General features: G+C 47.2%; 10 protein-coding genes. All 10 read right to left on the reverse strand.

The window, feature by feature from the left end:
* Positions 1-1,140, reverse strand: a complete 1,140-nt coding sequence (locus IZU26_RS02970) for an amidohydrolase family protein (RefSeq protein WP_433276647.1) — start codon at positions 1,138-1,140, stop codon at positions 1-3.
* Positions 1,141-1,173: 33 nt separating this feature from the next.
* Positions 1,174-2,481, reverse strand: a complete 1,308-nt coding sequence (locus tag IZU26_RS02975; RefSeq protein ID WP_310822925.1) for a GntP family permease — start codon at positions 2,479-2,481, stop codon at positions 1,174-1,176.
* 18 nt (positions 2,482-2,499) lie between these two features.
* Positions 2,500-3,204: an RraA family protein gene (locus IZU26_RS02980; RefSeq protein WP_310822926.1), complete on the reverse strand. Its 705-nt coding sequence runs from the start codon at positions 3,202-3,204 to the stop codon at positions 2,500-2,502.
* Between the two features lie 4 nt (positions 3,205-3,208).
* A complete protein-coding gene (locus IZU26_RS02985; protein ID WP_433276651.1) occupies positions 3,209-4,114 on the reverse strand; it encodes a dihydrodipicolinate synthase family protein in 906 nt (301 codons plus the stop codon).
* A 43-nt stretch (positions 4,115-4,157) separates the two neighbouring features.
* Positions 4,158-5,150 carry a tripartite tricarboxylate transporter substrate binding protein gene (locus IZU26_RS02990; RefSeq protein ID WP_021330643.1) on the reverse strand — a complete coding sequence of 331 codons (993 nt, stop codon included), beginning with the start codon at positions 5,148-5,150 and terminating at the stop codon, positions 4,158-4,160.
* Positions 5,151-5,193: 43 nt separating this feature from the next.
* Positions 5,194-6,675, reverse strand: coding sequence for a tripartite tricarboxylate transporter permease (locus tag IZU26_RS02995; protein WP_021330728.1), 1,482 nt, complete (start codon positions 6,673-6,675; stop codon positions 5,194-5,196).
* Between the two features lie 13 nt (positions 6,676-6,688).
* Positions 6,689-7,189, reverse strand: a complete 501-nt coding sequence (locus IZU26_RS03000) for a tripartite tricarboxylate transporter TctB family protein (protein WP_310822931.1) — start codon at positions 7,187-7,189, stop codon at positions 6,689-6,691.
* Positions 7,190-7,217: 28 nt separating this feature from the next.
* Positions 7,218-8,102, reverse strand: coding sequence for a 2-hydroxy-3-oxopropionate reductase (gene garR, locus IZU26_RS03005; protein ID WP_433276655.1), 885 nt, complete (start codon positions 8,100-8,102; stop codon positions 7,218-7,220).
* Between the two features lie 606 nt (positions 8,103-8,708).
* Complete coding sequence (asd, locus tag IZU26_RS03010; RefSeq protein WP_433276657.1) at positions 8,709-9,809, reverse strand: aspartate-semialdehyde dehydrogenase; 1,101 nt, start codon at positions 9,807-9,809, stop codon at positions 8,709-8,711.
* An 88-nt stretch (positions 9,810-9,897) separates the two neighbouring features.
* The gene (gene dapA, locus IZU26_RS03015) at positions 9,898-10,803 is read right to left on the reverse strand and encodes a 4-hydroxy-tetrahydrodipicolinate synthase (protein ID WP_433276659.1); all 906 of its coding nucleotides are present in this window, start codon (positions 10,801-10,803) and stop codon (positions 9,898-9,900) included.
* Between the last annotated feature and the right edge of the window lie 159 nt (positions 10,804-10,962).

Here is a 10,962-nt window from a genome sequence, read left to right on the forward strand (position 1 = left end):
TCAGTACAGCGCAAAATCGGCGCTGCAAAAATCGATAAAACCGTTTTTTATCGTCATAACCGGCACGATGAGCTTATTCGCCTCATACGGGACTTGTGCAAAATCCAAATGAACGTGCTTGCGCTCTTCTATTTTGAATATCGTAACGTCGGCCTGCATACCGCTTTGCAGCAAACCTATTTTCCCGCCCATTTTCATTAAACGAACGGGAGCCGTCGTTACGGCATGGATTATATCCGCTAAGGGCATACCCAATGACAGATATTTCGACATAACAAACGGCAAGCTTTTCGCGTACGGAGAAAAATTAACCTTGTCTGCAGTCAAATCGGAACTGATAATATCGGGATAAAAATTCTGTTCCAACGCGGAGCGGCACACGTCGATCGAAAAATTTCCCATACCGTTACACGAATCGAATATGACGCCTCGCTTTTTTGCATCGAACATCGAGGACTTTACTTTCCCGTCATCCGCCAAAATAGTGTTGCCCCGTCCGTGATAGCAATGGCAAAAAACGTCATCCTTCCGCAAAGTGTCTGCGATTTCCGCCATATCGCACGGCGGATCGGTCGTGTGAACGCAAACGTTCGTTTCGATATCCTTCGCAATATTCACGACATCTTTAAGATCCTCGAGCGTATCGGCAATCCCCTTGCTGAAACGAATTTTCAATCCCAAAAGCGTGTCGGGGAATTCCCGAAACAGACGCCGTATCTCTTCAACTTTATAAAACCGCTTGTTGAAAATTTCACTGATATTGTCATCGATTTGCCCTGCGCCGTAAACGTTGAGATAGCATTTAATATCGAGAGAACTCGCCCGTATGATACCGTCGTTGAAAATTCTGAAATTCGCACAACCCGCAGTTCCCGCATCGACGGCAGACGTGACACCGGTAGATACCAATACATCGGGATTGATCGCCAAGCCCGATCCGCCGTAGAAAATATGACAGTGAAAATCCACCCAACCCGGTGAAACGAAATGCCCGCTTGCGTCGATTTCTTTGACGATGGAATCGTCCTTTTCGGATACGTCGATTATAATTCCGTTTTCAAGCAAGACATCCCGTTTTGTAAGCGCTTTCGTCACCGGATCGACAACCGTTCCGTTTTTTATCAAAAGCTGTCTTTTCATACTACGCGATCCTCTCTTTTTGTAGAGCTACGATCAAACGATACCCAACAAATACAGAATATACGCTACGCCGAAAGCAAAAAGCGGTATAAGACACTGCGATACAAACGTGTATTTATAGGTATTTACCATTTCCGTATTTGCAACGCTGTTTGCCAACACGACGCCTGAAGCGTGCGGCATCGCGTCGAGTCCCGCAGAAGCGATCGCCGTCATACGATGCAAAACGGCGGGATTGATTCCGGTATTTAAAAAATGCTGACCGAGCGTTTCCATAAATATCCGCAATCCTCCGGAAGACGATCCCGTAATAGCGCAGATGACATTGATAGAGATAAACGCCAGTAAAAGCGGACTCAACGGTAAAGCCAGCAGCCAATCGACGGTTGTTTTAAATGCCGGAGCCGCTTGAACGACGCCGCCGAATCCCATAATCGAAGAAGTTATCATCAGCGCGGACAGCCCGTTCGCACAACCGGCACCGATAACGTTGTTGACATTAAATCGCTTATAGAACAATGCGACGGCGACTAAAATAGCCAGCGTCATGCCGATAACGGCGACAAAAGTCGCTTTCCACGCAGGACACAGCGATTGAATGATAAAAATAGAACCGAGCAAAACGATGAGGGGTAAAAATGCCGCCCACGTTTTCGGTTGATCGACGTTTTTTTCTTCCGTAAATAAATCATTGGTACCCGGCTGAAAATGCATTCCTTTTGCACGGCAACGCTTTGCCACATACGTATAAAAAAGGAAATCCATCGCAAAGATAAAAACGGAACATATCGTCGCCATGATCGGAGCCGCATAAATCGTCGTTCCGAACGTTTCCGTCGGTATAAGATTTTGAACGGACGGGACGCCGGGGCCGACGGACATACCGACGGTCGCAGGCAGGGCCAACAACAAACCGGGAAATATCTCTTTCGGCAGATCGGCTTCTTTAAACATGGCGATACAGATGGGATACATCGTAAACGCAATAACGAAAACGCCGATGCCGCCGTACGACAATATGAGCGTCGTAATCAAAATAGCCAATATGACGTTTTGTTTGCCGATTTTTTTTACGACGGCATTTGCGATGGTAAGCGATGCTCGGCTGTCCTGCATTATTTTCCCGAAGATCGCACCCAAGACGAACATCAACATCCATGAACCCGCAAAATTTTTAAAAGAATTTGCAAAACTCACGGAAAAAGCGTCCCACACATTCATCCGGCTGGTTACGATAACGACCAGCGACGAAACAACGGCGACGATTGTCATATGCCAGCCTTTAAAAATCATCCAAACGACAAGTACAACCGCTAAAATAATCCCAATAGCGCCCAACATAGAAAACCTCCTCTGCAGTTAATCGTATATGCCTTTCATAATCTCAGCGATCTTTAGAGCATCAGTCGTCTCTCTCATCATCTTTTGACGTTTTTTTTCCACTTCGCTTATTTTTTTTACGTTGGCTAAAACCTGTTCGATTGCTTCCGACGGAAATTTAACCGCACCGTTTTCATCCATGTGAATGATATCGTTCGGTGCCACATGCATACCGCAGATATCGACGGGAACATTGATCGCTTCGATTGCAAAGGGTCCGTGCCCCGCAGTTACTCCGGTAAGCATGTATTGGATATTCATAGGACGTATTTCATCGACGTCGCGAGAAGGTCCGTCGCTCAACACACCGACTACTCCCATCGATTTAAAAGCCGTCATCATATTTCCGCCCAATAAGCCGTTGATTTTTTTTATTTCGGGCGGAAAATTTTGTTTTATCGCCAAAATGACAGGCTCTTTTACTTTGCTTAATGCGGCCAATACATCCTTAAACGATAAACGGTTATAGGAAGAATCCGGCATACCGTACACTACGGTCACGGCAACTCCGGCCCTCGGCCCCAGATCGGGAAACATGCATTTCAACGTTTCGTCCGTATACCAATGACCGTTCCACGGGTGATACAGCCCCAAACAGCTGTCCGTTTTCTGCGGGTAAGTCGCAACGGCATTGGTGATGCTCGGCGTATCGTACGCTTCCAATTCTTTTAACAGTTTTTCCATCGTTTTATCTCCCGGATAAAAGACCTGCAATTTTCATCTGTTCCCGCATAAGGTTCAGCACCGATTCGTCCGAAGGCAAACTGGGCAGATAGGGAAGCCCTACGTCCTGCCCGTTCAAATTCGCATAATCTTTCGTTCCGACGGGGAAACTCGCTTTGTCCAACAAAAGGCGCAAGGGATTTAATGCACGCTGGAACTCCAAAGATTGCCGTATATCTCCCTGTTCATAGGAACGGTAAATACTGCAAACGAGTTCCGGAAATATATTTGCCATTGTCGCAACGGCGCCGTGTCCCCCGTGCACGAGGGTTCCGTATATCAACGTATCCTTTCCGCCGAGCACTTTAAAAGGAGTATGCAGCGTCCGCCGTATCAATTCGCTTGTAAGCGTCATATCGCCGCTTGAATCCTTAATTCCGACGATATTGTCACAGCGCTCGATCAGTTTTACAACCAAATCCGTCGTCATACCGTAACCGACACGACCGGGATTGTTGTAAAGCAGCATGTCCTTTCCTTTGATCGCATCCGCAATGGAAGAAAAATGATTTAACAATTCTTTTTCATTCGGTTTTAAAAACATCGGCTGCAAAACGGAAACCGCCCGAGCTCCGAGCGAAAGCGCTTTTTGTGCCAGTGCAATACATTTTTTCGTACCGATAGCTCCGATACCGAAATATACGGGCACCCGTTTTTTAGCTTGATCGAGGATAATCTCCAATCCCCTGTACTGCTCATCCTCTTCGATTACATAAAATTCCCCGTTGCTCCCGAAAGCCAAAATGCCCGAAACGCCGCCTTCGATAACAAAATCGACCTGCTTTCGTAATTTTTTTTCGTCGATTCTTTCATTTTCATCGATCGGCGTTAATATCGGCGGAATAATCCCCTTGATGTAATCGGTTGTCATTTTTTGCTCCTCATTGCGACATTACGATTCGATACGTAAATCGTTATTTTTTCTTATACGATGCCTTCAGTTCGTCGCTTATATCCATATAAATCTTTTCCTGATTTTTCAGGAATTCGATCGTATCCTTCGTATCTTTATACAGCGGTACTTGCGAATATGCGTTCCGAATTTGGTCTTCATATTCTTTGTTTTTTGTAACGATGTTTTCACATGCTTTACTCATCTTTTCGATTATTCTGGGATCCGTCCCTTTTACCGCATACAGCACGTAAACCGGATCGAATTCGCCGTTTACCCCCTGCTCTTTTACGGTCGGGTATTCAGCCAATGTCGGATGCCGTTCCGACGCGCAATTTCCAAGCACTTTAAATTCGCCGGTTTTGATATAGTCCGCAATATTCGGCATACCTGCCAAAATGATATCCAAGTGATTTCCCTTCAGCGCGACAACGCGGTCGGAAGCGGAACCCGATGAGACAAGATTAAATTTGGCACCCGCTTTTTCAAAGACGACCGCCATATAATTCGACGTCGCACCGGGATTGACGCCGAAACGATATTTTCCGGGATTCTTTTTTGTCTCTTCAATCATGCCTTGAACATCGTTTGCAGGAAAATCGGAGCGGACGGTAACGAATTCTCCCGTTCCCTGTCCGAACGCGCACACGGGATCCAAATCCGGCCAACCTTTTTCCGTAATGCCGAACGCTTTTGCCGTATGCAGCGGAACGTGATTCATGTAAAATTTATATCCGTCATTCGGAGAATTTACGACGTCTTCCGTTGCGATCGAACCTCCGGCACCGGTGATGTTCGTAACGACGACAACGACTCCTATTTCATCTTTTAAGTATTTTGCCAATGTGCGCGCGTTGAAATCGGAGTCCCCGCCGGCAGACATTCCGCATACAAGCTGTATGGATTTTTTCGGCCAGTCGAGTTTGCCGGCCGCTTCCGACTTTTTGGAGCAAGCTCCGAATACTATCGTGATCAAAAAAAATACCGCGAATAAAAAGAATACTCTGTTTTTCATTTTGTCCTCCTGACTGTAAAATATTTATGTAACGTGTGATGTCCTATTTATTAGACCTCTTTATTTGCTTGTATATGGAAAATACCAAAAATAAAAATGTTAAAAGTATAAATATTCCGGAGATAGGGCGCAATAAAAACGGAAGGAATCGATCATTGGTCATGGAAAGCCCTCGCCTCAAATTCATCTCAAGCGTTCCGCCTAAAATAAATCCCAAAACCAGCGGCGGCAGCGGGAAATCGAGTTTATTTAAAAAATATCCTATGATTCCGAAAAAGATAATCGCACCGACATCGAAAATTCTGTTGTTCGTACCGAATGCGCCGATAACGCAGAGCACAACGATCAGCGGCATCAGTATATTTTTGGGAACCGTTAAAACTTTTACAAAAGCTCGTATTCCCAAGGTTTCGACGATGAGCATCAAAAAGCTCGCGATCAGCATAAAAATAAAGATCGCGTACATTAGATTGCCATGGGTTTCAAAGATAAGCGGCCCGGGTATAATGCCGTGTATCATCAATCCGCCTAAAACCATCGCCGTCGTAGTATCTCCCGGTATCCCCAACGTCAACAGAGGAATCATAGCGCCGCCTATCGTTGCGTTATTTGCCGTTTCCGACGCTACGAGACCGCTTATCTCTCCTTTGCCGAATTTTTCGGGGGTTTTGGATTGCGATTTCGCTACCGTATATGCGATCAAATTCGAAGTTCCGCCGCCTATACCGGGGAGAATTCCTATCCCCAAGCCGATCATCGCCGATCGGAACGCATTACCCAGCTGCCGGATAAACTCGGTCATCGTGATGCCGAAACCTCTCATTTTGACTTTGGGAATATCAAGCGGCTGCTGCAGCGTGCTGTCCGTACAAGTATTCAATACTTCGGAAATCGCATACAAGCCCACCAATACCGTCAAAATATTAAAACCGGATTTCAGCGTTATTGTTCCCAACGTAAAACGCGGCATACCGACTACGGGATCCATGCCGACCGTCGACAATATCAAACCCAAAACGCCCGTCATCAAACCCTTAATCATATTTTCAGACGACAGAACGACGATGAGTACGACCGAAAAAAGAGCAACGGCAAAATACTCTTGAGGGCCGAATTTGATCGCCAATGAAGCCAATACCGGCGATATAAAAATAAGAGCGACGATACCTATCAACGTACCGACGAATGAAAATAAAATGCCCACGCCCAAAGCCTTATCGGCTTGCCCCTTAAGCGCAAGCGGCCTTCCGTCGAAACAGGTCGCAACGGAAGAAGGGGTTCCCGGTATATTAAGCAAAATCGCCGAAATCAAACCGCCCGATATACCGCCGATATACAAACCCATCATCGTACCCATGCCCTCGGTTGTCGTCAGGCTGTAGGTGATCGGCAAAAAAATCGCTATCGCCATAGTCGCGGAAAGGCCCGGAATCGCGCCGAATATTATCCCGACGATAACGCCTATAAAGACCCAAATCAAACTGAGCGGGTTATTAAAAATTACGGAAAGACCTGAAAGGAGCATCGCACGCAACCTCCTAAAGATTAATAATGCCGCTCGGCAAAACCAAAGTAAAACATCGGGTAAAAACAATATAGATTATTGCAGTGGATAAAACCGAAATACATAAAAAGAGGCCTATGCGTTGTATGCTGTATTTTTCCTTTGGCGTCAAAACGAGTGTTTGAGCGAAAATATAACATACCGTCATAAGCGGGAAGCCCAAAACATTCATCAATACGACATAGGCAATCAACAGTACAAAGGTTAAGATTATACGGATTCTTCCGCTTTTATTGATCGCTTTCCGAACGGCGTCGTCCCCGGCTTTGGTATCTTTTTCGGTAAAATCTTTAATTATTAAAACTATGCTCAGACAAACCAATAAGCAAGCCAAAAGCCGCGGGAAAAAAGTGGAATTGATAAATTTATCTTCCAGAATATTGATGCGATGTGACAAATAATAATAAAAAGCCGCAAAGATAATCATAAAAATCGCTATGACGGTATCTTTATGTCGTTTTATATATGTATTCATTTTTTTGCCTTACATTTGTCTGTCAAAATCATTTTCCGATTTTCACGTTCGTCATCTTTTCATAGTATTTTGCAAGCGCACTGTGATCGTCTTTTTCAAAGCCGTCGGCTTTCAGCGCCTGCATCATTTCCATAACTTCGGCGGTAAGCGGAACGGGAGAAGTCACCGCGTGCGCCGCGTTGAGCGCGTTCGTCAAATCTTTGATATGGAGTTCGATTCTGAAACCGGGCTTGTAATCGTGCGCGAGCATCATCGGCGCTTTTGCGTTCATAACGGTAGAACCCGCAAGACCGCCCTTTATCGCTTGAAACACGAGTTCGGGGTCGACGCCGGCTTTACGCGAAAACATCAGCGCTTCCGCGAGAGAGGCGATATTGCAGGCGACGACGATTTGATTTGCGAGCTTTGCGACGTTTCCCGCACCGAGCTCTCCGACGTATACGACCGAAGCCGCCATCGCTTTGAGCACGTCGAAGTAGGTATCGAACAGCTCTTTTTTTCCGCCGACCATAACCGACAGCGTGCCGTCTATCGCCTTCGGTTCGCCTCCCGAAACGGGAGCGTCGAGCATGTCGACACCGAGTTTTGCAAGGTCGGCTCCGATTTTGCGGCTTTCAACGGGATCGATAGAACTCATATCGATGAGGATCGCTCCCTGTTTCACCGTTTCCGCGATGCCGCCCTTGTCGAAAACGGCCGCGCGCACGTGCGGAGAATTCGGTACCATCGTGATGATAACGCTGCATTCTTTCGCAACGGCAGCTCCGTTTTCTGCAGCCTTTGCCCCGCAGCCTACAAGTTCGGCGACTGCGTCTTTATTGAAATCGCATACGACGAGTTCATGTCCTGCTTTGATAAGGTTTTTGCTCATCGGTTTGCCCATAATACCGAGTCCGATAAATCCTATTTTCATCGTCTTCTCCTATCGCGGCATGCTAAAAAACAGTTTATCAAATAAAAAATCGTAATCGTTTTGTATATTTAACATAAAAAAATATATAATACTATTATATTTTTGTCAATATGATTTATAAAAAATTACATAAATATCACTGTTTATATAAATTAAATTTATTTTTATAGGATATTTACATACATTTTTATAAAAAATGCATATTTTGAAATACTACTGCTCTATTTCACCGAATTTTCGCTTGCGTACACGATGCGGAAAAACCGAAACTCGCTTCGTATGCATGAGGATATGTAAGAAAGTGCTGATTAAAACGAGGATTACAATTCTATTACTTTTTTTTCGATATCATCCCATTATGAGATCGGCGGGGATCATATCTTTAATTTCGGGCGTAATACGCTGCCGATTGTTTAAAATAAGATTTACACTTTTAAGCGAAATGCCGAGAATCTCGGCCAGGTCTTCCTAATTCCAGCCGAGTTCTTTCATCGCGTCTTTAATGATGTCTCCGGGACCAGGATTGTAAAACGGTTTTACTATTTCAGGCATATCAATCTCCATTACGTAATAATGATATCCAAAATCCGCAACCGCTTTCCGCCCTTACAGCGCGTCGAAAAAGCCTTTCGCTTTCAAGAGTTCCGCGTTCAAAATACCGCCGAGCGCGGCACCGCGTTTCGTATTGTGACTCAGCGAAACGAATTTTACGTCGAACACGTTGCACGGTCGGAGCCGTCCGATAACGCAGGCCATGCCTCCTTCGGTTTCGCGGTCGCGCCTCGGCTGCGGGCGGTTTTCTTCGGAGCGAAGCACGATCGGATGAACGGGCGCGGACGGCAGCTGCAATTCCTGCGGAAGCGAGCGATAGCTCTTCCACGCGCGCGCGATCTCTTCGATCGAAGGTTTTTTATCTTGCGGTAAATCGAAGTCGAGGTTTACGCAGGCGGTATGTCCGTCGACGACGGGAACGCGCGTACACGTCGACGATACGGCAGGGCCTGCCGCATTGACGATTTCGCCGTCTTTGACCGAACCGAGTATCTTCAAACATTCGCGCTCGGTCTTTTCTTCTTCGCCTCCGATAAACGGCACGATATTGTCGATCATATCGAAGGACGGCACACCGGGGTACCCCGCCCCGCTGGTCGCCTGCAGCGTCGTCACGATCATACGCTTAATCGGATAGCCCGCTTGAATGAGGGCGTGGATAGGCATCATATAGGTTTGCAGCGAACAGTTCGGCTTTACGACGATAAAGCCCTTGTCCCAGCCGTAGTGCCGTTTTTGAAACGCGATCACGTCGAGGTGCGCCCAGTTGATTTCCGGTACGAGCATGGGTACGTCGCTCGTCCAGCGGTTTGCGCTCGCGTTTGAAACTACGGGAATGCCCTCCGCCGCATAGCGCGCTTCGAGCGCTTTGATTTCGTCTTTGCTCATTTCAAGCGCGCTGAATACGAACGCGCATTTGCCGAGCGCACGCGGCGCATCGTTTGCATCCTTGACGGTAAGCTTTGCAACGCCCGAAGGAATATCAGCCCCGATGAGCCAGCGGTTTGCGACCGCTTCTTCGTATGATTTACCCGCAGAGCGCGGACTTGCCGCAACATAGCTCACTTTAAACCACGGATGATTTTCAAGCAGCGCGATATAGCGCTGACCGACCATGCCCGTCGCACCGAGCACGCCTACCGGTATCTTTTCCATAACAATTTCCTTAATAATTTTATTCGTCAAATGTAAATTCGGCGGAGCGCAACGCACGCCTTACAATCCGCACGATGCAATCCGTGCGTTATAATCCGCACACCGAAAGCGCTTCTTCGATAATCTTTTTCGCCTCGTCGTGCACATCGACGAGCGGCAAACGCACGCTCCCCGAAGGCAAACCTTTGACACGCATCGCATATTTTATCGACGTGGGATTCCCGTCGACAAAGGCCGCTTTGAAAAACGGCAGCAAGCGATAATGAATTTTCCGCGCCGCTTCATAATCGCCGGAAAGAGCAGCTCTTACCATTTCCGAAACGAGAGCAGGCGCCGCATTCGAAACGACCGATACGACGCCGTCGCCGCCGCATGCGATGAGCGGAAGCGTCATCGCATCATCCCCGCTCAGTACGGCAAAGTCGGGATGCTTCGATTTAATCGTGTCGATAACGTCCGTCATCTGAGAAATGCTGCCGCTCGCTTCTTTGACGCCCGCGATATTCGGCAAATCCGCGATGCGCGAAAGCGTCGGCGTATCGATATTTTTTCCGGTACGGCCGGCGATATTGTACACGAGGATCGGAATGCCTACGCGAGAAACCGCTTCAAAGTGACGGAAGATGCCTTCGGATGAAGGCTTATTGTAATAAGGAGTTACGACGAGAGCGGCATCCGCGCCCGCTTTTTTTGCGCGCTCCGTATAACGGACGGCATCGCGCGTATTGTTGCTGCCCGCGCCGAGGACGACGGGTACTTTGACACCCCTCTCTTTTTCGAACGCACGCACTTCTTCCATTACGACATCGATGATACGCTGTTCTTCGTCTTCATCGAGCGTCGGCGTTTCGCCCGTCGTACCGAGCGGCACGAGTCCGTCGATGCCCTCTTCCATTTGAAAACGGAGCAGCTTTCGATATCCGTCATAATCGATCGAACCGTCTTCCTTCATCGGCGTAATCATCGCCGTAAATGCACCGCGTAACCGTATCATAATCGCCTCGCATTTTCGAATGATGAACGCATTATCGCACGTTTATGCGTTTTGAGCAATGCGCACGAACCTTTGCCTTGCGCTGTGCGCAGTGAGGTATGCGCACGGCTCGGACTTGCACGCTTACTGTTCGAAACCGCGTAAATCGTTTATACTGTA

It is taken from the genome of Treponema sp. SP13 (assembly GCF_050938355.1).
GTDB lineage: Bacteria > Spirochaetota > Spirochaetia > Treponematales > Treponemataceae > Treponema_D > Treponema_D socranskii.